The following is a 22,276-nucleotide window of genomic DNA, read 5'->3' as shown; positions in this document are numbered from 1 at the left end:
TCTTTTTTGCAAAATTCCTGTATACTAAACTAGGTAATTATCATACACATAGGGGGAACTTCATCTTGAAGATTAGTAGTTTGAAAAAAGATGCCTTGGCATCACTTAGAGGACATTGGGGAGTTGCCATTCTACTCGGAATTATTTCTTTCGGCCTTTATTCCTTCATACCGGTAATTGCCGAAATAATCGCTACCGGTGGGTTCAGTGAATGGTTCTCTGCTGATAATGCGCCAGTCCATGCACAGACATTATCCTGGATACTATCAATCGCATTGAGCCCAATCCTTTACAGCTTTTACTGGGCTATGCTTGACATGCGCCGAGGCCAAACTGTTCCAGTTGGCAGACTGTTCAATGTATTTTCCGGTCCATTGTATCTCAAGACAGTTGGCCTGTACCTGCTGACAACGATTTATACAATTCTCTGGGCTCTTCTCTTGATCGTTCCCGGAATCATTAAAGGGATTGCTTATTCCCAGGCTTATTTTATTCTAAAGGATAATCCGAACATCGTCATTAATGATGCGATCACCCAGAGCCGCCAATTGATGGATGGCTATAAGGGCAAGTATTTTTTAATGACTCTCAGCTTTATTGGCTGGAGTTTTCTGGCGCTGTTGACATTTGGAATCGGATTTATCTGGCTCGCTCCTTATTTCACAGCAACCCTGGCTTCGTTCTATCAGTCTCTTATTGAGGAAAAAAACATGGAAACCACTCAAATTTAATGACAAAATCCCTGCCCGAATAATAAGTGGCAGGGATTTTGTTATCTACTCGAGGTTTAAACCTAATACCGCTTTCTTCGCTTTCTCTCTTGTTAAATTGTACGATTGCCAGTGGCGTTCGCCGGCCGCTTCTACTTGGCTTTTTCTCTCGTTTAACAGCTCCTTCAACCCAGAGAGGTTCGGCTGTTCCTTATACAATTCGCTCAATGCAAGGATTCCGGTATCAGACATATAGGCAAGGTATTGCAAATCAATTTTGCCGGTTTGCTCGAACCGTTCCATATTCCTGTCAACAACGATTTGATCAATATGAATGATGTTGATGGCTGTATAGTACACAATTGCTGCGATGAAATAAAAGTGGAACAATGACAGGCGATCAAGCCAAATTTTTGCGAGCGTATAACAGAAAATAATCAACAGGAAAATCATGAAAGAATGGATCAACACCCTTAGGAACGTATACCCGTAGGCTTCTTCATACATCATCAGCCTCATAAAGGCCGAGGAAAGGATGATGCCGCTTGAAAGAACGAGTATTGATAACGAGGCTTGGATGAGCCGTTTCATGATACTGGCGGGATTTTTTGCAAAAGAAAGAACGAAAACCGTCACGGATAAATTAATCACCGATACGAAAACGAGTTCAAAGAATCCGCGTCTGGCATACTCCGCAAATGTATAGCCATCACTCAGTGTTCCGCTGAAGAAATACGTAAACTGGACGCCAACAAACAAAACATACACGGCATCCAGCAGGAACAGGACGGTCAATAGAATGACTGGATCGATTCCTTTTCCAGCCTCTTTTCCTTCTGCTGGCTTAATTTCGTACCTCTTTTTCAAATGGACCTGAAGGAAACCGAAAATGGCAAATGTGGAAAACAGAGTGAACAGAATCCTGAAAATGGATTCTCCACTTATCCTGAACCAGGCCGGAAAACCAGTTACGATTCTTTCGAATTCTGAATCCGCCGAAATGAGCAGATTCAGAACGACAGCAAGGACAGGAATCGAAACGCCAATCCCGATGAAAACCTTTTTAATAATAGCCGCATTCTTACTCTTTGTGCGATGCAGGGCGAGACGGGATGAAAGTCTTGCGAAAGCAGCATTATATGCGATACTCTCGCCTATTCTTCTCATAATAGAGACCAGGAAAACTGGTTTTGCCCACTCCAGATGCTTTGGCCCAGTGATGAGGGAAATATGGAAAATGACCAGGGCGGGAATGGCTAAAATATTTAAAGCTTGAAAAAACTCCATATCGTACAGGGAATAACTTGCCGAAAGCAGCCAGACCGCACCAAGAACGAGCCAACCTAGCCGCTGATTCCTGTACGGAAACCCGCGGAACCGCCAAAAGAAAATGGCGTAAAACGCTGCGATAAATATAAAATGTGAAATACCTACTTCCCCTCTTGTAAACGTTTCTTCAGCCAAAATGCCAAGCCCAATGCAAAGGAGCAAAAACAGCCAGTCTTCTATTCGCATTCTTACTTCCATTCAGTCGTCCTCCACTTACATAGTTTGTCATGGTATATAGAATTACTAGGTATGGTGGTAAAAAAAAGCCTAGACCGAAGACTTTTTTCCCCAATGGTAGCCAAATAGGCACACCGGATAAAGCAGGGCGGTTAACAGGATACAGGCAGCAATAAATGTTTTTGTTAAAAGCGGATGAAACCATTGGTGCGGGATGATTCCGAATAGTGTAAGCACCATTAAGCACAAATTTGGGATGAGCGCGATCAGGAATGTCCTTTTGACGAGGTTTCGGCCTTTATGGCCAAAGCTCCGGCCAATTTCATATCCAAGCAGCGCCCAGAAAAATATGTACACGAAAGCAATCATGAAAGGGATGGATGTCAGGTATTGCCAAATTAAGCTAAGCCATTTCCATTCAAGCAGGTTATGGGCGGCTGTCAGGGCGCCACCGCCTGCAAATAGCACCACGTTCAATAGGACAAACAGCCACTTCATATTACTTGGGGTTACAGAAAGTTCCTCTTTCCATAATTCGGCGATTTCTTCCGGAGTACCAAGTCTGGAATAGACCGCATCTCGGGCATCCTCTTCATCTGCTGGAAACAATTCGATCAGCAACTCATCCAAATGTGCTTCATAGTCCCGGAGGATGGAATCTTTTTCTGTACAATTGCCAAGCCTCCGGGCCAATTCTGTCAAAAATTCATTCTTCAGCCGTTCCATGATCGGTTCTCCCTATCACTCTGTTCATAACCTGAACAAAGTCCTGCCATTCACGGGTTTTTTCTTTTAACAAATCCCGGCCCCCGGAAGTAATCTGGTAATACTTCCGCGCTGGCCCCTTCTCCTGCTCCTGCCAATAGTATTCAATATATCCTTGCTTTTCTAGCTTATGGAGCGCGGGATAGAGGGTTCCTTCCTTGACAGTGAAGCCATTTCCACTCCTCACTTCAAGTTCCTTCACAAGCTCATACCCATACATATCACGGCTATCAAGCAGCTGAAGTATTAATAAAGATGTACTTCCTTTGACAAGCTCTCGGTTAAACAATTTTATCACCTACCTAGATTTGTTAGGTATATAGAAATACTACAACGACTTGGGCTTGTTGTAAAGCAGGAAAAGAAAATTTTTAGTTTACTTTAAAAATCGTTTTTTCGGACTAACTCAGGCGCTTTCGTCCCCTGTTAAAAAGAACCCAGATACTATATCCTATTATCCCTCCCAAGGAATTAAGAATAAGGTCGTCGACATCAAAAACTCCAACACGGAAGTAAAATTGAGCGGACTCGACACATAACGACAGAATGAAGGAAAAGAATGCTACTTTGCCTACAGATTTAATTTTTGAAAAAAGAACCGGCAGGTAAAAACCAAATGGCATAAACGCCAGGATATTTCCAAAAAACTCATCTGTCACCACCGTTGGGGCAAGCCGGAAGGAATAAGTAAAATAGCGTGTGATTGTTTTAAATGGAACGAAATTGTAATCGACAATTCCTTGCACACCATTCCGATAGGCGGAGAAAAATAAAAGATAAAATAAGACGGATAGATAAACAATGAACAACAATAAATTGATTAGTTTTTTCATAATGGTCAATGCGGGCACCTCTTCCCTAAACCTTCTCTCCAATTGTAAAACATTTTTAAGCGTGTGATAATGAAATTATTGATTATTTTGGGAGGTTAGAGGCATGAGCTTGCGCTTTCGAAAAAGCTTTAAAATTGCGCCGGGAGTTAGAATGACAGTTGGCAAAAAAGGGGTTGGGGTCAGTGCCGGTGTCCCTGGACTCCGCTATTCCATCAACAGCAGCGGCAGGCGAACTTCAACAGTCGGCATCCCTGGAAGCGGGTTGTCTTACTCCAAGTCGAGCGGTGGCCGTACATATAAATCAGATGCATACAGAAAAAGAAGTGAATTGGCCAAGCAGGAACGGGAAATGCAGAAATTGGAGGCACAGGAACAGGTAAGGCTTGAGGTCGAATTATTTAACAACAAACTGGCCCTCCTTACTTCGATTCATCATGAATGCGATGATGCTATTGAATGGCTAGAGGTTGCTAGCACCTCGATACCATTCGATAGCACTCTGCCTGGTCCCTTGCAAACTGAAGCTGCAGCAAGGCTTTCGGCATACAAGCCGGGGTTTTTCGAACGGCTTTTTGGCTGGGATAAGAAAAGAAGAGCTGAACTCGTTGCAGCAGTTGAAGCGGCGAAAAATGAAGATCGTGAAACGGTTGACCGGTGGAAAAGGATGACTTCCATCGCCAAGAGAATCCTTCAGGGTGATATTGATGCCTATTTTGAAGTAGTTGATGAATTTGGGCCTCTTGATGACCTCGTAGAATTTGGCAGCGGCTTTGAATTTGGCACAGACCGCCCTGACGAAATGCATATTAGCTTTGATGTGCATGCAACCGAGGTCATCCCAGAGAAAGTGCTCACCTTAACAAAAACAGGGAAACTATCTGAAAAGAACATGACCAAAACAATGTATTATGATTTGATTCAAGATTATGTGTGCAGCTGCGCGCTTCGGATTGCAAGGGATATGTTTGCCCTGCTTCCAGTTAAAAATGTGTATGTTCATGCCTATGATGAAAATTTGAATCATGCAACAGGCCATATGGAGAAGGTGCTAATTCTGTCCGTCCATTACGACCGAAGCACAATGGACATGCTTAACTTCAGTTTACTAGATCCTTCTGAAGCGCTGGCTAATTTCCCACATAAGATGAGCTTTAAGAAAACAAAAGGTTTCGAAGAGGTAGAGCCGATTCTTTCCTAATTGGCGGAGTTATTTGGCTCATGAAACAGTAGAAAAAAAGCCTCCATCCATTAGCGGCGGAGGCTTGCTACTTTTATGCCAAATTTTTCACTGCGTCGAGTGCCTGTGACAACGACGGCAGAATATCCACATCTTCAAATCTCAAACCAAGTTATCGGTACAATATAAAAAGCCCGTGGAAATGGGCTTTTGTCTTTTATAATCCAGCAAAATATTCATTTTGCCATGGCATATGCGGCGATTGGTTCGCCAAGGGGCTATTGTATTTCACCTGAGTCCAGCCTTCTTCTTCTAAAACCATGTTTTTGCTTTCGGCGGCATAATCGTCAAACGTGTAAGCGGCAATTTCCGCCATCAAAGGCGGATACGGACTTCTTCTCATGTGGTTGGTCAGATTCTTTAGAACTTGGGAGTAATCCATATCCCGGCATACAGCAAACCAGTTCTCAACTGTTTCATTTTTGACCGTAAACTCAGGATAGACAGATTCGATCAGCACTAGGATTTTCAACAGTTCCTGCTTCTCCATCCAATCTTACCTCCCTTATTTTCCGTGCCTTTATTGAACCATAAGCAAATGCGAGTTGATCTTTTTCTACAGCGGCTGCGTTTTCTTCTTGTGTATTCTTACTATTCAGTATAGTCTATTTTATTAAGAATTTCCATACCGACGATGAAATGAACAGGTCTTTATTTAAAACAAAAACTTACAGAAAACCATGTTCCTGGGTAGACGAAACGCCACTTATTCATTCGGTACAATCTGTGCTTTGTTTCGATTGAAGCCAAGGTACCTTGTCCCCTGAAAAGTTAATTCGCCCGCGTCCCCTTCCGCAAGCTGGCCATATTCGTAACCGCTTACATTGAATTCCAGACGATCCCCGCTTTCCACCTCGAACGTCGTAAAATAATGTGTACTAGATGAATGATCATTCATGCCTCCACTAACCTTCGTCCGTTTTGAAACAACTTTCGCATTTACGCTTAGACGCGGCTGCTTATTATTATTCGACCATTCCGAAATCCCTTTGCTTATAGAAAAGATAAAAATACCAATTATGATAACGAAAAATACAGGTACAATGACGGACATCATATCAAACATGTCGAAACCAGCTTCCATCATTCCTTACCCTCCCCCTGGCTAATCGAGTTTTTTAGGAATTCATTCCTGTAATGAACCGCGGACAGGAGCTTCATCCCTCGAAGCCTCGCAATTTGTTCATCAAGCATCTTTAACCCTTCAGTTCTGTTCCCCTTTCTGACTGCCTCCTCAATTTCAAGCCATTTTCTATAGTCGGCGTCCGTTACCTTTTTCTTATACAAATCGTAGCCATCCATATCTCCCTCTTCAAATAAGACAGCTGCCAAATAATAATTTTTGAAAAGGCCATCCTTCATTTTTTTCAAAATTAGCTTAGCTTCTCTGTGTTTCTTCTGATGAATATGAAGCATGACGAGCGCCATATCTTTCATTCTGCCTTCCCGCATTCCTTGGGCGATTTTTTCAGCTTCTTCTTCGTCGCCATTTAAGAACTGATAAAGGAATTTATAATAAGCATTCCGGGATTTTTTTAAATAATTCATCATTTTTTCTGTATCCCTGCTCCAAATGATTGGAATGACATACGGAATTGATAGAATGATGTACACAGCAATAACCAAAAAAGTAAACGCTGGTGATACATCCAATAAACCTAAAATGAGTGCAATAAAAAATAAAGCTATGTACCATAACAACATAAATGAGACCCCCTAAGTTGGAAAACGTTTCTAAATTATCCCCTAAAATTACTTTACCATATCAAAATTGCAAGGTGAATCTATTTTCTGATTTTTAAATTGGGTTAACATAATGGTATTCTGTAAACAGAATGAATCCTATAACCCGATTTTCCTTGTCGTCCGACAAATTTTTCGTTATTATTTATACTTAGGCAATTGAATATCAGCTAGAATTGGAGTTTAGATATGATTATTTGGGAATTATTTGTTGCACTGATCCTTGGGATTGTAGAAGGGCTCACCGAGTTTGCCCCGGTCTCCTCCACGGGTCACATGATTATTGTTGATGACTTGCTGCTTCATTCGAAAGATCTCTTTTCGGCGCCAGTCGCCAATACGTTTAAGGTTGTTATCCAGCTCGGATCGATTCTTGCGGTCGTCATTGTATTTAAGGACAGGATTTTGGGTCTTCTCGGCCTTGCAAAAAAGGAAACAGACAAAGAAACGGGAGAATCCTTAAGCCTGCTTAAAATTTTCGTCGGACTTTTGCCGGCTGGAATTACTGGATTGTTGTTCGAGGATTATATTGACGAGCATCTCTTTTCAGTCAGAACGGTTGTTGTCGGCCTCGTTCTTGGGGCTATTCTCATGATTATTGCCGACTTTGTCCGTCCGAAAACGCCTAAAGCCGAAACCGTTGACAGGGTTAGCTACAAGCAGGCGTTCGGAATCGGCCTCTTCCAATGCTTTGGCCTATGGCCTGGTTTCTCGCGTTCTGGGTCAACGATTGCGGGCGGCGTTTTGCTTGGAATGAGCCACCGAGCGGCATCTGACTTTACATTTATTATGGCCGTTCCAATTATGATGGGAGCGAGCGGTATTTCGCTCTTGAAAAACTGGGAACACTTCAGCCTTGACGCTCTGCCATTCTTTATCGTCGGGTTTATCGCCGCATTCGTTTTTGCGCTCATTTCCATTCGGTTCTTCCTGAAGCTCATCAACCGAATCAAGCTTGTCCCGTTCGCAATCTACAGGATTGTGGTAGCAATCCTTATTTATGTGTTGTATTTTTAATGAAATAGTTTACGCGCAATAAAGGACTTCCATGTATTGGGAGTCCTTTATGTTATTTAGGGTAGAACAATGATATTGCTGAGAATATTGTCCCGTGATAAACTCGAGAAATTTGTAAACTTTTCCCGAAATAAATTGGCGAATTATGGTATAATAGTCCCATCATTTGTTTTGGTGGGGGATGTTCGTGTGGGGTCTTTTCTGGCTGAATTGTTCGATGCATTCGTAAACTTAATCTCCAACCCTTCTTCTTTTAAAGGCTGGCATGGTGAAAAACAGGTCAGCAAACGACTAAAAACACTTGACCAAAGCTCCTATATTCATCTCGATGATCTGTACATACCAATGAAGAATGGCCAGACTAGCCAGGTGGACCATATCCTCATCAGCAGCAAGGGCATTTTTGTCATTGAGACGAAAAACTTCGAGGGTTGGATCATGGGCTCGGAAAACAGCCCGACCTGGACAAGGATCAACTTTAAGCATAAAAACAATTTTCCTAACCCTGTCTGGCAAAATTACGGTCATATCAAAGCAATTCAGGAACATCTTGGAGACGCTGCGGCCGATATTCCATTTTATTCAGTGGTTGTTTTTTGCAAAAAGGCTAATTTGAAATTTAAAGAGCCTTTTAAAAACGCGGATGTTGTTTCAATCTGGAATCTCCTTAGACTAATTGAAACAAAGTCTGGCGAAAACACACTCACAAATTTTCGTAAAGAGAAAATCAAACTCATGCTGGTAAAATTGCAGCTAAAAGACTGGCGTGCACGGAAGGAACAAAGCAGACAGCATGTGCGCCATATAAAAGGAAATTTAGCAGAAAAAAAGCTGCAAATCGCCAACAATATATGCCCCCGATGCGGCGGCGGTCTTGTCACCAGAAGTGGAAAGAACGGTTCTTTTAAAGGCTGCGCCAATTATCCGAAATGCAGGTTTATTGCCTAAGAGTTGCTTCGTGTAAACTCGACAATTTCTTTTTTATAATATACTTTTCTGGTCTAGATAAACCATTTCTAATGTAATAGAAAAAGCAACCAGCATCGGTTGCTTTTTTCGACTCCATTAAAACGGATCGTTATTCGGAACTACGTATGACTCGATTGCCTGATCGAGGGCGTTGAACGCCTCGCCAAATCCGGATGAAGCTGATTCGGTGCCGGCATGCTCCAGTTCAGCCGCTGCATTCTTTGCCTGTGTCAGCGCTGTAATGGCATCCTGGATCATCGTTCCTTTATCGCCGTTTTGCTCAAGGGCCGACTGCAGTTTCGCTATGCTTTCATCCAGGCTGTGCCTCTCAGGATGGTCGAACGCGTTCTCCAATTCCGCTTTTACCTCTTGCAAAATCTCTTTCATTTCCTGTCCTCTTTTCCTGTAAATTGAATCCGAACGTATTTTGCCCGCTAAATATGCTATTTATCCCGTTTAAACAAAACATGGATAAATGCAACCGAGCAACCAAACGCTAAATCCAAAACGCCAGGAAGTGATCAAAATGACATTCGGCTGCCATGTCAGCATTAGGGACGGTTATCTCGCTGCCGCCAAATACGCGAATAAAATCGGCGCGCAGGCTTTCCAGTATTTCCCGAAGAACGCGCGCAGCCTGTCAGTGAAGGAATTTGATAAAAATGATGCCGCCGCGTGCAGGGAATTTTGCCATACAAACAGTCTATTCACGATTGCCCATACACCTTATCCAACGAGCATCACCCCTCCTCCGGCAAAAAAAGAGATAAACATAGCTTCTATATTAAATGACCTCGCGATTGCAGATGCGTGCGGTTCTGCCGGGATCGTCGTCCATTTTGGAAGCAGGACGGCTGAAAATGCCCCGCTGGCCAGCTATCACCTCATGCTTGAAATGCTGAATACAATTCTTTCACAATGGGATGGTGATTGCCTCCTTTTGCTAGAGAACAATGCAGGCAAGGAGGCCGCGCTCGGAACAACGCTCGAAGAATCGGTACAAGTGAGAAATCTATGCGAATACCCCGAGAAAATAGGTTTTTGCCTGGATACATGCCATGCTTTTGCTAGCGGCATGTGGAATGGTGAAGACACCTATGTATTTAAGCAAAAGGCCGTTGAACTTGGCTATGCAGCTAACTTAACAGCCATCCACTTGAATAATTCAATGCATCCGTTCGGTTCACGAAGGGACCGGCACGCAAATATCTATAAAGGCGGGCACATCATGCCCAAGCAGATGGAAAGCATCATTGCAGCATTCAGTGACATCCCCTTCATTCTGGAAACACCGTCCGACCTCGGAATATCCCACGAGGAAGAAATGACAACTTTAAAACGGTTAGATCGACTGCCTCCTGCAAAAACTACCTAAGACAAAATGAGGAGGCTGTAAAAACATGAGAAATGTCCGTTATTTAATACAAAATGATTACAGTGCCGAAGAGATCGCCGAAGCGCTAAAGCTTCAGCTAGAAATAAATCGGTACGAAAATGTGAGTATTACCGCTGTTGAAAGACGAAATGAGGTTATCATTCAAATCCCCGAAGACAATGAAAACCTGGAGGAAACGCTCGGCAGCTTCATGGCGGGCTACCAGGACGGAGTAATATTGGAATAACATGGTATTAATCAGAAACCGGGCATAGAGACATGCCTGGTTTTCACTTTCTTTTGCAAAGATCAGAAAAAGTCTAGACCTGACCAGTCCTTTGTGTATACTTAATAGCATGGCAAAAGGAGTGTATATAGATGAAAGTAGCATATTTAGGACCGCACGGTAGTTTTTCAGAAGAAGCAGCTTTTAAAACCTTTAAAAATGGCGAAGCCGACTGGCAACTATGTGACTCCATCCTTGAAGTGCTGGAGGCGGTCGGCGATCGGAAGGTTGAAAAAGGCATTGTCCCGATTGAAAATTCAATTGAAGGAACGATCAATATAACAGCCGACGGACTATTGGCGAATAATCTTTTTATTGAAGAAGAAGTCGTTTTCCCAGTATCCCTCAAGCTCCTTGTCAATGAAGGAGCAAAAGTCAGCGAGATCCGCGAGGTCTGGTCGATTTCCCCCGCCCTTGCCCAGTGCAAGGATTACATAAGGAAAGCGGCAGTGAAAACGAAGGAATTCGACAGCACCTCTTCCGCCGCAAGGGCGTTGAAGGAACAAGGCCGCCTTGATGCCGGTGCGATTGCATCCAGCGCAGCGGCAAGACTTTTCGATTTACAAATTGCAAACAACTCGGTACAGGATAATGGCGAAAACCATACCCGCTTCATCGTTGTCGGCAAAAGAAGCGCAGAATTTCTGCCTTTTCACAAACGGGATAAAATCATGCTGCTGATTGCTCCTGCATTGGACCAGTCCGGCGTCTTATCCTCGATTTTGAATGTATTTTCAGCCCTTTCCATCAACCTGACATGGATCGAATCCCGCCCAACGAAGAAGCGGCTTGGCACATACCATTTCTTCCTCGAGGCGGAAACCGGACAGGACGCAGAAAGAACGAGCAAAGCACTGAAAATATTAAGGGCGTTCGGCCACGAAGTGCAAGTTCTCGGAAGCTATAACACTACCCGATTATAAACGGGTTCCAATTTTGCAAAAAGACCATTTAAACAACTTAGGAGAAACTGAATGTTAAAAAACTGGAAAACAATATTACTATTGGCAATCCCATCGATTGCTTCGTTCGCTTCCATGACGGTGACCGGAACCATTAATCTGATTATGGTCGGAAACCTTGGAGCGCTCGCGATTGCGATTGTCGGTGTTTCAAACATTGTTATGTACAACGTATGGGCGCTTTGCTCCGGGATTGGCCATACGGTCAATTACCTTGTTGCGCAAAGCTATGGTTCCGGGGAAATGGAAAAGGGAGTGGAACGGACGTTTATTGCGTTATTGCTCGGTGGAGCGGCCGGGGTTCTGATTATCCTTGCTGGCTTTTTTGCCACGGAAGCAATTTTCAAAGTTCTCGGCAGCTCATCTGAAATGATAGCTGAAGGAAACGGCTATCTACAAATCCGCTTCTTTGCTATTGTTTTTTCGATCTTCAGCTTCACCATCCATGGCTTTTTCCGTGGAATCGGCAATACCCGCACACCAATGTTCGCCTCCCTTTTGGCCAATGCGGCAATGATTTTCTTTACGTATTCGCTTACGTACGGAAAACTCGGCTTTCCTGAACTAGGCTTGACGGGAGCGGCTTGGGCGCTATTTATTGGTGAGGTGATCGGCTTGCTGTTCACTGCTTATGCCTTTATCAAAACGGTAAAGCCGTCTCTCAAACCTGTTCTTCGGTTCATTGAGGCTAAATTCATTTCAATTGAAAGCTTCAAACTCGGCATGCAGGAGTTTTCAAAAAGTATGGCGATGTTTGTATTTACTGCTTTTGTTACAAGGCTTGGCACGCACGCGCTTGCCGCGAATGAAATAGCCTTGAGCATCATGAGCTTTGGCTTTATGCCCGCTGCGGCTTTCGGTTCAACTGCAACAATTCTCGTCGGCCAGGAAATCGGGCGCAGGTACCCGTCAACCGCTAAGAGCATGGGAACCCAGACCGCCATCATGGGCAGCCTGTTTATCCTTTTGCTTGGGACAACAGAATTCATTTTTGCAGAGCCATTGGCTCGGATTTATACAAATGACCCGCTCGTCTATCAGCTTACGGCAAAGCTGATTATGATCTCGGCATTCCTCCAGCTGTTTGATGGGTTTTTCAGCTTTTATTCAGGAGGCCTGCGCGGAATTGGCGATACCACCTTCCTGATGAGAGCCTCACTCGCTCTGGCATGGGGTTTCTTTATTCCGCTTACGTATCTCTTGGTTTTTGTTTTCAACCTGTCAAGTTACGGGGCATGGATCGCTCTTTACACCTATTTATCCGTATTCGGCCTCATTCTGATGGCGAGATATTACCGGACGAACTGGAACAACATCACGATGACAAAAGCGGGCAGCCAGGTTGCATAACCCAATTTGCCAACTTCACAAAAGATTTGATCATGGCGGGAACGCTTTCCCATGTTTTCTTTTGAAGATTTCATGGTATAATGGAAAAGAAGATGAACATAAACTAAAAAAGACCGGCCATGTTCGCAGCATGCCCGGTCAACCAATAGAAAGGTCCCTTTAAGGGGGCCGGCAATTGGGTGAAAGAGATAATCCACCGGAGCCGTTAACTCAAGGGTGGATTATTTTTTTTGGTTAAATGACAGGATACTTACGATCAACCCCGTGAATGCCAACGCAAACATTAAGGATTCGAAAACTGTCATACAGCATCACCCCCTTTCCTTGGGGAGTGTGCCGACCACCCTTGAGAAACCTATTCTATTGTTGTTTCATTATATCATTTTTCTGCACAAATTACACGAACATTCGTTCCCGTTACTTAAACCAGCCTTTTTCCTTTGAATGGGTAATCGCTTCAATCCGATTCTTCACTTGAAGCTTATCAAGAATCGTTGAGATATAATTCCGCACAGTACCCGCGGACAACGTCAACTCACTCGCAATTTCCTTCGTATTCTTCCCGTCGGCAATCAGTCCAAGCACATCCATTTCCCTTTCAGTAAGTGGATTATCCTCGCTGTACAGGTCATCCATCAGTTCAGGAGCATAAATCCGCCTCCCCTCCATCACACTCCGAATTGAACCGGCAAGCTCCTCGCTTGGCCCATCCTTCAGCAAATACGCGCTCACCCCAGCCTTTATCGCGCGCTTGAAATAGCCTGGCCTTGCGAACGTGGTTAGAATGATTATTTTACAGCCAGAATCCTTCAGCTCCTCGGCGGCTTCAAGCCCGCTTTTCCCCGGCATCTCAATATCCATGATGCAAACATCCGGTTCCAGAGAACGGACAAGCTTGACAGCCTCCTCACCGTTCGCCGCCATCCCGGCAACCTCCATATCCTCCTCAAGATTCAGCAGCGACCCGATTGCCCCCAGCAGCATTCGTTGGTCCTCCGCAAGCACGATCCGAATCATTCCGCACCCTCCTTCTCCATATGTTGGACCACAGTCGGCACCCAAATCACCAACTCGGTTCCCCCATCACTCATAATATCCAGCGTCCCATTCACGAAATCCAGCCGTTCCCTCATACCCGAAAGGCCGCTTCCCTTCGCAAAATGAACCTTGTCAACCTTCCCGACACCATTATCTTTTACAATTAGCGTAATTCCCCTCTTGCTGCGTGCAAGCTTCACTTCACAGCGAGTCGCGCTGCTGTGGCGGACAACATTCGTAACAGCTTCCTTCAAGCACATGCTTAATATATTTTCCACCAAAAGAGGGACATTCGGCAGCGACCAATCCTTGCTTCCCTTATATTCAATTTGGGCGGCCGCAAGCATTTCCTGCACCCTGAGAATTTCTTCACTGAGACGAATCCCGCGCATTTGTGAAACCATCTTCCGGACTTCATTCAGCGCTGTCCTAGCCGTTTGCTGAACATCGACCATTTCAGCCGCAGCCCGGTCGGGATCCTTTGAAATGAGTCTCCTCGCAAGGTCGCTTTTTAAGCCGATTAAGGAGAGCTTTTGCCCAAGAGTATCATGAAGATCTCGCGCAATTCTCTGCCGCTCCTCAATCTTAATCAGTTCTCCAATCCGCTTGTTCGCGTCATCCAGCTTTTCTTCCAGTCTTCCCTTTTCACTCCTGTGCCGCAGGCTGAAAGGCAAGAGGATCAAACTTAGCAGGACGATGACGACGAGCGGCAATTGTCTTAGGAAAAAATCATCTTTAAGAATAATCTTTAAGTTGATCGCAACAACCATCCCGGCAAGGTGGATAGAGTATAAAACATAAAATGGAATTTTCTTTTTAATGTTCCCAATGAAATAAGCAATAAAAAAGGCGAAATATACGTAACTGAACAAAGTCGTCAAGGCGATCGAGATGCCAATCAACAGCAACGTCCATAAATAAACCGTCCACCCTTTTGAAATATACGCCAGGCGATACAGGGCGAAAAATGCCAGCGTGAGTACGATGCCGGCCATTACTTTCACCGTTGACGAAGACAAATAAATGAAGTAAAACGGCAGAATGCCAAGAATCGTCCAAATATAGGGGGAGATGCCTGTCCTCCCAAGTAAAGCCCAATACTTTTTAAACATGAACAAACCTCATTTTTATGACTCTCTTTTTGTTTATTTTACCATATGGGACTCAGTCTGACATAGAAGGCAGTTATCTGGCCCAAATGAAAACACTCCCCATTTACTGGGGAGCGCTGTCACTAATTTATTCCGTTTTCGGCTTCATGTTCATTCGAGAAGACTTTTTTGCAAAAGCCTTTGCCGCCGAATAGCCGACGAAACGCTTTTTCTCTTCATCCCAAAGGCGATATTTCAAAGACTCAAAGCTTGTAGACAAGGTGACAGTCGGTACGTGCTGAAGCGGCTCCGTATTCTTGTGCGCTTCCTCTAGCTTGTAGTTCGGTACCCTCGGCGCAAGATGGTGGACATGGTGGAAACCAATGTTCCCTGTCACCCACTGAAGGATTTTCGGTAGCTTGTAATAGGAGCTGCCTTCAACCGCAGCAAGCACATATTCCCACTCTTTATCATGTTCAAAGTAGGAATCCTCGAATGTATGCTGAATGTAGAACAGCCAAATGCCAAGAGCACCCGCTACAAACGCGACGGGACCTTGTACCATCACGAACGCCTTCCAGCCAATTGCCCAGATTAACAGAGCTGAAACACCTACAATCAATGCATTCGTCAGCCATGTGTTCATCTTCTCAGGCATACGCGCATCGCGGCGGTTAAACCTATTTTTAATCAGAACAAGCCAAATCGGTCCAACCCCGAACATGACGAGCGGATTGCGGTACAGCCTGTACCCTAATTTCAACATTGGTGAAGCAGCCGCATATTCCTCAACAGTCATGACCCAAATATCGCCTGTCCCACGCTTGTCCAAGTTTCCGCTAGTCGCATGGTGGATATTGTGGTCACGGCCCCATTGGCTATACGGGAAGAAAGTGATCACGCCGGTAATTGTTCCGACGATTTTATTCACTTTCCTGCTTCTGAAAAACGAATGGTGGCAGCAGTCATGGAAAATGATGAATGTTCGGATCATGAAGCCTGCCGCAATAACAGCGAGTGCCAGCGTGAGCAAATAACTCACCGACAGTGCCTTATAGGCAAGGAACCAAAATCCAAAGAACGGGATCACAGTATTTACAATTTGGATGATACTCTTTTTAGTTTCCGATTTTTCATAAGGAGCAACTTGCTTTTTAAGTGCTTTTTGCTGGTTTTGTACAGTCATTGTGTAAAAAGCCCCTTCCTTTTGCAATCTTAATACCATGATTATATAGAAAACAAATTAGGCTGTGCAGTAGCAGCTGTCATATGACAAGCATGACAAATGTCATATTTGGCAAAAAAACTAGGACCAGATGTTGGGATCCGGTCCTAGTTTGACGCTATTTTGTGACAGTTCTGGATATCCCGAAAAATTTAATGGATAAACTGAAAAAATTGTTGGATATCTTTGAAAATTTAATGGATATCGTTAAAAAATTCATGGATAACTCAACTTAAAACAAGTTATCAATGTCATTAAGCGTTTTTCCGATTGAATCCCGGATTGCAATTGTATCCTGCCCATGATCATAAGCTGTCTCGTCTCGGTTTACGATTACTAATGGCACCCCGCTACCTCTATACTGCGGAAACGAAGCGAATGGCACCACTTTCAAGCTCGTTCCAAGGACGAGTACACAATCCGCATCGCCAATCAGTCCGAGTATTTCCACGAACCCCTCCTGAGTGAACCATTCGCCAGCATCCCCGAACAGGACAACATCAGGCTTAATATACCGTTCACGTTCACGAGCCGTCTCACAATGGCTGCAAACATAAAAATCTTCCATCTCCTTAAATCGCCGGAACATTTCATCGGCTGTATAAGAAGCCCCACAGTTCAGACAGCTAGCCGTTTCCATCGTGCCATGAAATTCAATCACTTCCCGGCTGCCGGCTTTATGATGGAGACCATCTATATTTTGGGTAATAATTTTGCGAATCCTGCCCTCTTTCTCCCATTTTGCCAAAATATCATGCCCGATATTCGGCTTCGCATCAGGATGGTAAAGGTTTTCAAGTGCAAAACTATAAAAATCCTTCGGGTTCTCGAGAAAATAACCAATCGACAACACATATTCAGGTGCCATCTTGTAGATGCCAGTCCGTGACCGGAAATCCTTTATTCCAGATTCGGTACTGATTCCTGCACCCGTTAGAACAACAATGTTTTTTGATTTTGCGATAATTTCTGCTGCTTTTTCAATCAATTTAATGCCCCCTCTTCCTAAAATAATATGCATTTCCCCTAGAAGATAAACAAATTCGATTTAGTAGAGGCGTATTTTTGACCAAATTCCTTTGCAATTGTATGGGTGCTATCCAAGAAAGGGTGGGTTCATGTTAGCCCCACTTCTCAACATTTTCCGGCAAATGGCTCAGGTGCTTTTTCTCATCAATCAAGTACTGTTCGATCAGCTTCGTATCGTCGGGATGGAATGCGTGTGCGGATTTTTCTGCCCATATGAGCCGTTTTCCTCTTTCCGCCTTCAGTTGGCCAACATAGTTCTCAACCACCTTGCCGTTGACGTGGAAGTCCTTCCTGCCATGGATGAAGGTGATTGGAATGGGCAGTTCTTTAACTGATTCGGCGAAATTATTACTGGCAAGCTCCTCAATAAACGCCTGATGATAAACAAGCTTAAAGCCTTTGACAAAAGTATGATAAATGTCCTTTAGCGTATAATCCGGCGATTGGAACATGGAGAATGTGATGCGAACAAGGCCGGGATGCTTAATTTCATGGTCAGAATACGTGATGGTATTAAATCGTTGCTGCCACTGCCGGATCACGCCCCATTGCTCGAAGCTTTCAAGAAACGGCGGTTCGCCAACCGAATCAAGCTCCCTTATTGCTTTTTTATTGCCGCGGCGTTTTGCTTCGTTCTTTAGCCATTGCAGTGACTGTCGGTCATTCTCCGTCCAACTGACAATCTGGGAAAGGCCGACGTAGGAATGGAATTTTTGCGGATAGGTTGAGGCAAGGGTAAGGCCGACTGTCGAACCCCATGAATGGCCGGCTAGAAAAATCTTTTCCTGGCCAAACCGGTCTATTAAATAATCCGTCAGTTCATTGGCATCCGAGACAAATTGCTTGATGTTCATGGATTCCTGTGGGATGTGTTTGTTGTATGACTTGCCAGTGCCCCGCTGGTCCCAAAAAACAACCGTATAATGTCTGACCAGTTCCTTCGTATTCGTTACAATCGTATAATCCCTTCCCCGGGATGAAACCCCTGGCAGTGGTAATGAAGGACCGCCATGTATCACGAGTAGGACCGGATTTTCAATGTTGTCACTCTGAATCAAAACCGCCTGCTCAATCCCTCCCAAAATAATCTTCTCAAACGAACTGATCCCATTTGATGAAACGACGAAATCGGCTTTTTTTGCAAAAATACCTGCCATCCCATTCTTCCCCCCGGAAATTTTAATTTGTTACCGCTTTAATGAAAAAATCGATATGGTCTTGAAGCCGCTTTTCAGTATCCTTCGTTGACTTCCCTTCGAGTTTTAAAAAATTGTACTCCATAATGAGCGAGAAAACCGGATAGTGGTATTCCGCGGAAAGCATTCGTGCATCTTGCCTAGGAAGCTTGCCGAGCCTCATCATTTGTTCAAATATGGCCCCGACTCGCTCGATTGTCAGATTAATAATCGTTTCAAAATAAATCGTCCTAGCCCTTTGATCGGAAAACAATTCATTGTATATGATCCGCCAGATTTTCCGCATTGACACGTTTTCGATATGATTCACAAAATTTTGCAGTCCGCGCTCCAAAAAATCCCGTATGTCCATGCTGGTAGCTACAACCTCAATCTGTTCAGACGACGGAAGAATTTTCACAACCTCTACCTCGAAATTAGCAAAAATCGTATCAAGGATTTCATCTTTGTTTTGAAAATGCTTATACAACGAGCTTTCTTTTATGCCGACATCCCTGGTGATTTGCCGAATTGATACGCCTCTATAGCCCCTTTGTGAAAAATGGTCAATTGCCACATGCAAAATTTTATTTTTCGTTCCATTCGTGATTGGCTGCAGATCCTTATCAAGAAAATTTTCCAGTTCCTTTTCATAATCCATGATTTCTACTCCTCGTATGCTGTTAAGATAACAACTGTTAGCCTAATTATAGGATAACATGTGTTAGCCGGTCAACGAAAATTTGGAAAGTATTTCTTGCTCCGAAAGACGACAAAAAGCAGGCGATGGTAAGTCGCCTGCTTTGCAACGCTCGTCTATTGATTAATAGGTTAATCCAGTGCCATAACCATATAGTCCAGGAATGGTTACCGGGAGCTTTCCAGTCGGGTTCACTTCACCTGCAAGCACCTTTGCCAACGAATGGATGGAAACATCGCGATCACCGTAGGTTGTCAGGTAAGCATCCACGGTTGGGAAGCCCATCAAATCATACGGATTGCGGATTGCCGCAACGATGACTTTTTTGCCGGAAGCCTGGAGGGCTTTGATTAAATTGACTTGACCGTTATTTGTTGCCCCGTTGTAGGTGGTAACAATCACTTTATCGGCATTTGCCGCCTGGGTTACTGCAGTTGAAATTTGGCCTGCAGTCGGGGTGGCGCTCGCTGCGTACGAAGTTGCACTGAAGCCTTTTGCAGCCATCTGGCTTGCCAACAGTGCCGGTTTCCCTGAGGAAGGGCCGGTGACAAAGACTTTTTCCGTTTTTTGCAGCGGAAGCAAATTGCCTTCATTTTTGACAAGCGTGATGCTCTTGTCGGCAATTTCATCGGCGACAGCCAAGTGTTCAGGCGCGCCAATTACTGATACCGCGCTTGGGTCAGTATTCGGATTATGGAATAAGCCGCGCTTCATCTTATACTCAAGAATCCGGTAAACGGACTCATCGAGGCGCTTTTCGCTGATTTCACCGCTCTTCACTGCATTAAGGACGCCATTGTAAGCCACTTCCACATTCGGCGGGTTCAGGAGAATATCAGAACCAGCTTTGAAAGCTTCGACAGGTACACGGTCAGCTGGGATGACATTTGCTCCTGACATGCCAAGGCTGTCAGTAATAATCAGGCCATCAAAACCCATTTCTCCTCGTAGTAAATCTGTGAGAATAGGTTTGGACAGAGTTGCCGGCAATCCTGAGTCGTCCAGAGCTGGAACGACAATGTGTGCCGTCATGATTGCATCCACTCCTGCGCCAATTGCAGCCTTGAAAGGAGCCAAATCTACCTTGTGAAGCGTTTCGAGGTCATGGTTGATAATTGGAAGGCCGTAATGGGAGTCAACAGCTGTATCTCCGTGTCCGGGGAAGTGCTTTGCCGTAGCAATGACATCTTCATCCTGAAACGCCTTCACCTGGGCAACCGTCATATCCGATACGAGCTTTGGATCCTCTCCAAAGGAACGGACGCCAATGACAGGGTTGGCAGGGTTCACATTCACATCGGCAACTGGGGCGAAATCCATATTAACGCCAATCGCCTTCAATTCCTTAGCAAGTACATCACCGGATTTCGCCGCTAAATCAGTTGAGCGGGTTGCTCCAAGGGCCATGCTTCCTGGGAACACTGTACCCGGAGTCGTCAGCCTTTGGACGATTCCACCCTCCTGGTCAGTCGAAATATAAAGAGGAATCGCCATCCGCTGCTCCATCGCGATTTTTTGGATATCATTTGAAAGTTTATTTACTTGTGCTGCATCGGCAGGGGTTGTAATATTATCGGTCCAGTTAAAGTAGATTACACCGCCAACCTTATACTTCTCGATTACTTCTCTGAAGTTTTTACCGCCACGGTTATTATTGAGATTCGTTGCTTCATAAGCTGGGTCTTCAGCGTTCTTTCCATAGACGTGGACAATGAAAAGCTGGCCGACTTTTTCTTCTAGTGTCATATGCTGAATTTTACTCTGGATCCAACCTTTTTTCACTTCCCCTACTTTCCAGCCTGGCTTGACAGGATCCTGCCAGTTCGCTTGTGCCGAGAATGGAACACTCAGCAAGACTAGGGACAACACCATGGCCACAATCATGAATCTGTTGATTTTCAAAAAACTACCTCCTCTTTTGAGCAAAGAAGCTGCTCTGATAATATAGGATGGACGAATACCGCACATATGTTCTTCTGAAAAGCAAGTTTATGTAAGTGCTTTCATCAGCATCCTATTTAACCGTAACAAAGGAGTAGTTAAAGTGTCCATGCCGCAAAATACCTAAATTGAGTTAGATTAGTCTGAAAATTAATCCTTTATCCCTAGACTTTCTGTAGTCATATTGCCCTGTCCGTTTGTAGAAGAAGTACATTTTTATTTTTCAGGCATAGTAAACGTTGCAGAACTACCGTTGCCTTCTTCAATCTTCATAGATATTTGCTTAAGGATTTCTAATGCTCTTTCGTTTGATTCGTACTTTCCTAAAGTCCCGCTCCATTCATTAAAGAATCCTCTGTCCACAACACCTTCTATGTATCTCCCTTTCACAGTTACTTCTTTTACATTCATCAAACTATTTTTATTTTGTGTAAAAACCCATAACATAGAACCGTACTCCCCTTTCATTAATGTTAAACTATCCTGTTTTGTTGAACAAAAATAGTGTTAATATTGATACGCAATAAAAACAAGCAGCCTTTATGATCAGCTGCTTGCCTACTTCTACTTACTATTTACCGCTTGCACAGCAGGAACTTCTTCATTTATGCTCTCCTGCCAATTTTTGCACACGTCAACCCAGCCTTTTGCAGAAGAATATGTAGCCAATTCATCCAGTGTTACTTCGATGGCCGAATTGGTGCTGCCGCATGCAGGAAATAATGAAGTGAATCGCTTCATTGATTCATCAAGATAGACAGCCAAATCGTTCTTCAAGCCAAATGGGCACACACCGCCAATTTCATGGCCGGTTTGCTCGAAGACTTCATCCGGTGAAAGCATCCTTGCCTTGAAGCCGAATGTATGGCGGAATTTTTTGTTGTCAACCTTGGCATCGCCCGCGGCAACAATCAGGATAGCGTTATCGCCTTCTCCTCTGAATGACAGCGTCTTGGCAATCCGTGCCGGAATGACACCAATCGCCTCAGCCGCCAATTCAACAGTTGCGCTCGACGTATCAAACTCCATAATATCTTGATCTCTGTTCCACTGCTTTAAATGTTTCTTCACGCTTTCAAATGACATGAACGCAACCTCCTTTTTAAGACATCTTAAAGGAAGCTAGGTTAATTTGCAAAATAATCTGCATCTTCTGGATAAACCTTATTTCGATTTCCTGCCTTTTTGAAGCGCCTTGTTCATCTTTTCTTCGTTTTCTAACCCATGGTCACTAAACGCATTGTCACTCGCAAGATAGTTGCCGACTGGTCCGCCGCTCATGAGGTCTGTGCCAATCCTGTTGCCAGATTTGTTTTTTGCCATA

The 22,276-nt window shown here is 44.2% G+C and carries 26 protein-coding genes; 8 read left to right on the top strand and 18 right to left on the bottom strand.

The features are described from left to right. Window positions 1-65: 65 nt before the first annotated feature. Window positions 66-731: a DUF975 family protein gene (locus tag D1B31_RS05210; RefSeq protein ID WP_118919698.1), complete on the top strand. Its 666-nt coding sequence runs from the start codon at window positions 66-68 to the stop codon at window positions 729-731. A 45-nt stretch (window positions 732-776) separates the two neighbouring features. On the opposite strand, the gene D1B31_RS05205 is transcribed toward D1B31_RS05210, so the two are convergent. From D1B31_RS05205 to D1B31_RS05190, 4 genes are all read right to left on the bottom strand, one after another. Next, window positions 777-2,237: a DUF4153 domain-containing protein gene (locus tag D1B31_RS05205; protein ID WP_118919697.1), complete on the bottom strand. Its 1,461-nt coding sequence runs from the start codon at window positions 2,235-2,237 to the stop codon at window positions 777-779. 69 nt (window positions 2,238-2,306) lie between these two features. Next, window positions 2,307-2,942 (bottom strand): HAAS signaling domain-containing protein, encoded by a 636-nt coding sequence (locus D1B31_RS05200; RefSeq protein WP_118919696.1) that lies wholly within the window; start codon window positions 2,940-2,942, stop codon window positions 2,307-2,309. Then, window positions 2,923-3,270 carry a PadR family transcriptional regulator gene (locus D1B31_RS05195; RefSeq protein WP_118919695.1) on the bottom strand — a complete coding sequence of 116 codons (348 nt, stop codon included), beginning with the start codon at window positions 3,268-3,270 and terminating at the stop codon, window positions 2,923-2,925. Before D1B31_RS05195 ends, D1B31_RS05200 begins: the two co-directional genes overlap by 20 nt. Window positions 3,271-3,382: 112 nt before the next feature. Beyond that, window positions 3,383-3,814 (bottom strand): VanZ family protein, encoded by a 432-nt coding sequence (locus tag D1B31_RS05190; RefSeq protein WP_158587469.1) that lies wholly within the window; start codon window positions 3,812-3,814, stop codon window positions 3,383-3,385. Between the two features lie 103 nt (window positions 3,815-3,917). On the opposite strand from D1B31_RS05190, the gene D1B31_RS05185 reads away from it, so the two are divergent. Further along, window positions 3,918-5,012 (top strand): DUF4236 domain-containing protein, encoded by a 1,095-nt coding sequence (locus D1B31_RS05185; RefSeq protein ID WP_118919693.1) that lies wholly within the window; start codon window positions 3,918-3,920, stop codon window positions 5,010-5,012. A 196-nt stretch (window positions 5,013-5,208) separates the two neighbouring features. On the opposite strand, the gene D1B31_RS05180 is transcribed toward D1B31_RS05185, so the two are convergent. The 3 genes from D1B31_RS05180 to D1B31_RS05170 form a co-directional block, all read right to left on the bottom strand. Further along, window positions 5,209-5,541 (bottom strand): replicative helicase loader/inhibitor, encoded by a 333-nt coding sequence (locus D1B31_RS05180; protein ID WP_118919692.1) that lies wholly within the window; start codon window positions 5,539-5,541, stop codon window positions 5,209-5,211. A gap of 216 nt (window positions 5,542-5,757) precedes the next feature. After that, window positions 5,758-6,138, bottom strand: coding sequence for a DUF2500 domain-containing protein (locus tag D1B31_RS05175; protein WP_338036454.1), 381 nt, complete (start codon window positions 6,136-6,138; stop codon window positions 5,758-5,760). Continuing rightward, window positions 6,135-6,755 (bottom strand): hypothetical protein, encoded by a 621-nt coding sequence (locus D1B31_RS05170; RefSeq protein ID WP_118919691.1) that lies wholly within the window; start codon window positions 6,753-6,755, stop codon window positions 6,135-6,137. The genes D1B31_RS05175 and D1B31_RS05170 overlap by 4 nt, the downstream gene beginning before the upstream one ends. A gap of 228 nt (window positions 6,756-6,983) precedes the next feature. Between D1B31_RS05170 and D1B31_RS05165 the strand changes: the two genes are divergently transcribed. Then, window positions 6,984-7,811, top strand: a complete 828-nt coding sequence (locus D1B31_RS05165; RefSeq protein WP_118919690.1) for an undecaprenyl-diphosphate phosphatase — start codon at window positions 6,984-6,986, stop codon at window positions 7,809-7,811. A 189-nt stretch (window positions 7,812-8,000) separates the two neighbouring features. Then, the gene (locus tag D1B31_RS05160) at window positions 8,001-8,759 is read left to right on the top strand and encodes an NERD domain-containing protein (protein WP_158587468.1); all 759 of its coding nucleotides are present in this window, start codon (window positions 8,001-8,003) and stop codon (window positions 8,757-8,759) included. A 117-nt stretch (window positions 8,760-8,876) separates the two neighbouring features. On the opposite strand, the gene D1B31_RS05155 is transcribed toward D1B31_RS05160, so the two are convergent. Continuing rightward, window positions 8,877-9,167 (bottom strand): hypothetical protein, encoded by a 291-nt coding sequence (locus tag D1B31_RS05155; protein ID WP_118919689.1) that lies wholly within the window; start codon window positions 9,165-9,167, stop codon window positions 8,877-8,879. 139 nt (window positions 9,168-9,306) lie between these two features. Between D1B31_RS05155 and D1B31_RS05150 the strand changes: the two genes are divergently transcribed. The 4 genes from D1B31_RS05150 (at window position 9,307) to D1B31_RS05135 (ending at window position 12,753) form a co-directional block, all read left to right on the top strand. After that, window positions 9,307-10,155 carry a deoxyribonuclease IV gene (locus tag D1B31_RS05150; protein WP_118919688.1) on the top strand — a complete coding sequence of 283 codons (849 nt, stop codon included), beginning with the start codon at window positions 9,307-9,309 and terminating at the stop codon, window positions 10,153-10,155. A gap of 25 nt (window positions 10,156-10,180) precedes the next feature. Continuing rightward, complete coding sequence (locus tag D1B31_RS05145; protein WP_118919687.1) at window positions 10,181-10,402, top strand: hypothetical protein; 222 nt, start codon at window positions 10,181-10,183, stop codon at window positions 10,400-10,402. A gap of 131 nt (window positions 10,403-10,533) precedes the next feature. Next, window positions 10,534-11,364, top strand: a complete 831-nt coding sequence (pheA, locus tag D1B31_RS05140) for a prephenate dehydratase (protein WP_118919686.1) — start codon at window positions 10,534-10,536, stop codon at window positions 11,362-11,364. A 51-nt stretch (window positions 11,365-11,415) separates the two neighbouring features. Further along, window positions 11,416-12,753 carry an MATE family efflux transporter gene (locus tag D1B31_RS05135; protein WP_118919685.1) on the top strand — a complete coding sequence of 446 codons (1,338 nt, stop codon included), beginning with the start codon at window positions 11,416-11,418 and terminating at the stop codon, window positions 12,751-12,753. A gap of 417 nt (window positions 12,754-13,170) precedes the next feature. On the opposite strand, the gene D1B31_RS05130 is transcribed toward D1B31_RS05135, so the two are convergent. From D1B31_RS05130 to D1B31_RS24110, 10 genes are all read right to left on the bottom strand, one after another. After that, entirely contained in the window at window positions 13,171-13,770 is a 600-nt protein-coding gene (locus D1B31_RS05130) for a response regulator transcription factor (protein WP_118919684.1), read from the bottom strand. Further along, window positions 13,767-14,903: a sensor histidine kinase gene (locus D1B31_RS05125; RefSeq protein WP_118919683.1), complete on the bottom strand. Its 1,137-nt coding sequence runs from the start codon at window positions 14,901-14,903 to the stop codon at window positions 13,767-13,769. Before D1B31_RS05125 ends, D1B31_RS05130 begins: the two co-directional genes overlap by 4 nt. A 127-nt stretch (window positions 14,904-15,030) precedes the next feature. Beyond that, window positions 15,031-16,068, bottom strand: a complete 1,038-nt coding sequence (gene desA, locus D1B31_RS05120) for a Delta(5) desaturase DesA (RefSeq protein WP_118919682.1) — start codon at window positions 16,066-16,068, stop codon at window positions 15,031-15,033. A gap of 271 nt (window positions 16,069-16,339) precedes the next feature. Then, a complete protein-coding gene (locus D1B31_RS05115; RefSeq protein WP_158587467.1) occupies window positions 16,340-17,095 on the bottom strand; it encodes an NAD-dependent protein deacylase in 756 nt (251 codons plus the stop codon). Between the two features lie 133 nt (window positions 17,096-17,228). After that, the gene (locus D1B31_RS05110) at window positions 17,229-18,293 is read right to left on the bottom strand and encodes an alpha/beta hydrolase (protein WP_118919680.1); all 1,065 of its coding nucleotides are present in this window, start codon (window positions 18,291-18,293) and stop codon (window positions 17,229-17,231) included. 22 nt (window positions 18,294-18,315) lie between these two features. Then, window positions 18,316-18,972 carry a TetR/AcrR family transcriptional regulator gene (locus D1B31_RS05105; RefSeq protein WP_118919679.1) on the bottom strand — a complete coding sequence of 219 codons (657 nt, stop codon included), beginning with the start codon at window positions 18,970-18,972 and terminating at the stop codon, window positions 18,316-18,318. 162 nt (window positions 18,973-19,134) lie between these two features. Continuing rightward, entirely contained in the window at window positions 19,135-20,913 is a 1,779-nt protein-coding gene (locus tag D1B31_RS05100) for a glycoside hydrolase family 3 protein (RefSeq protein WP_338036453.1), read from the bottom strand. 255 nt (window positions 20,914-21,168) lie between these two features. Beyond that, on the bottom strand, window positions 21,169-21,399 hold the full coding sequence (locus D1B31_RS05095) for a hypothetical protein (protein WP_118919678.1): 231 nt from the start codon (window positions 21,397-21,399) through the stop codon (window positions 21,169-21,171). A gap of 117 nt (window positions 21,400-21,516) precedes the next feature. Next, window positions 21,517-22,038 (bottom strand): YbaK/EbsC family protein, encoded by a 522-nt coding sequence (locus tag D1B31_RS05090; protein ID WP_118919677.1) that lies wholly within the window; start codon window positions 22,036-22,038, stop codon window positions 21,517-21,519. A 78-nt stretch (window positions 22,039-22,116) separates the two neighbouring features. Next, window positions 22,117-22,275, bottom strand: coding sequence for a hypothetical protein (locus tag D1B31_RS24110; RefSeq protein WP_158587466.1), 159 nt, complete (start codon window positions 22,273-22,275; stop codon window positions 22,117-22,119). Between the last annotated feature and the right edge of the window lies 1 nt (window position 22,276).

Source organism: Neobacillus notoginsengisoli, from assembly GCF_003515685.1.
Classification (GTDB): Bacteria; Bacillota; Bacilli; order Bacillales; family Cytobacillaceae; genus Bacillus_D; species Bacillus_D notoginsengisoli.
The sequence above is the reverse complement of the archived record's forward strand: the minus strand, read 5'-3'. Positions and strand labels throughout refer to the sequence as shown.

Bases quoted from the DNA above. Each gene is read 5' to 3' on its own strand.
- D1B31_RS05090 (WP_118919677.1), bottom strand. From the start codon at position 22,038: ATGTCATTTGAAAGCGTGAAGAAACATTTAAAGCAGTGGAACAGAGAT.
- D1B31_RS05175 (WP_338036454.1), bottom strand. From the start codon at position 6,138: ATGATGGAAGCTGGTTTCGACATGTTTGATATGATGTCCGTCATTGTA.
- D1B31_RS05150 (WP_118919688.1), top strand. From the start codon at position 9,307: ATGACATTCGGCTGCCATGTCAGCATTAGGGACGGTTATCTCGCTGCC.
- D1B31_RS05110 (WP_118919680.1), bottom strand. From the start codon at position 18,293: ATGGCAGGTATTTTTGCAAAAAAAGCCGATTTCGTCGTTTCATCAAAT.
- D1B31_RS05130 (WP_118919684.1), bottom strand. From the start codon at position 13,770: ATGATTCGGATCGTGCTTGCGGAGGACCAACGAATGCTGCTGGGGGCA.
- D1B31_RS24110 (WP_158587466.1), bottom strand. From the start codon at position 22,275: ATGGCAAAAAACAAATCTGGCAACAGGATTGGCACAGACCTCATGAGC.
- D1B31_RS05125 (WP_118919683.1), bottom strand. From the start codon at position 14,903: ATGTTTAAAAAGTATTGGGCTTTACTTGGGAGGACAGGCATCTCCCCC.
- D1B31_RS05095 (WP_118919678.1), bottom strand. From the start codon at position 21,399: ATGTTATGGGTTTTTACACAAAATAAAAATAGTTTGATGAATGTAAAA.
- D1B31_RS05135 (WP_118919685.1), top strand. From the start codon at position 11,416: ATGTTAAAAAACTGGAAAACAATATTACTATTGGCAATCCCATCGATT.
- desA (WP_118919682.1), bottom strand. From the start codon at position 16,068: ATGACTGTACAAAACCAGCAAAAAGCACTTAAAAAGCAAGTTGCTCCT.
- D1B31_RS05145 (WP_118919687.1), top strand. From the start codon at position 10,181: ATGAGAAATGTCCGTTATTTAATACAAAATGATTACAGTGCCGAAGAG.
- D1B31_RS05185 (WP_118919693.1), top strand. From the start codon at position 3,918: ATGAGCTTGCGCTTTCGAAAAAGCTTTAAAATTGCGCCGGGAGTTAGA.
- D1B31_RS05155 (WP_118919689.1), bottom strand. From the start codon at position 9,167: ATGAAAGAGATTTTGCAAGAGGTAAAAGCGGAATTGGAGAACGCGTTC.
- D1B31_RS05190 (WP_158587469.1), bottom strand. From the start codon at position 3,814: ATGAAAAAACTAATCAATTTATTGTTGTTCATTGTTTATCTATCCGTC.
- D1B31_RS05180 (WP_118919692.1), bottom strand. From the start codon at position 5,541: ATGGAGAAGCAGGAACTGTTGAAAATCCTAGTGCTGATCGAATCTGTC.
- D1B31_RS05105 (WP_118919679.1), bottom strand. From the start codon at position 18,972: ATGGATTATGAAAAGGAACTGGAAAATTTTCTTGATAAGGATCTGCAG.
- D1B31_RS05205 (WP_118919697.1), bottom strand. From the start codon at position 2,237: ATGGAAGTAAGAATGCGAATAGAAGACTGGCTGTTTTTGCTCCTTTGC.
- D1B31_RS05170 (WP_118919691.1), bottom strand. From the start codon at position 6,755: ATGTTGTTATGGTACATAGCTTTATTTTTTATTGCACTCATTTTAGGT.
- D1B31_RS05200 (WP_118919696.1), bottom strand. From the start codon at position 2,942: ATGGAACGGCTGAAGAATGAATTTTTGACAGAATTGGCCCGGAGGCTT.
- D1B31_RS05165 (WP_118919690.1), top strand. From the start codon at position 6,984: ATGATTATTTGGGAATTATTTGTTGCACTGATCCTTGGGATTGTAGAA.
- pheA (WP_118919686.1), top strand. From the start codon at position 10,534: ATGAAAGTAGCATATTTAGGACCGCACGGTAGTTTTTCAGAAGAAGCA.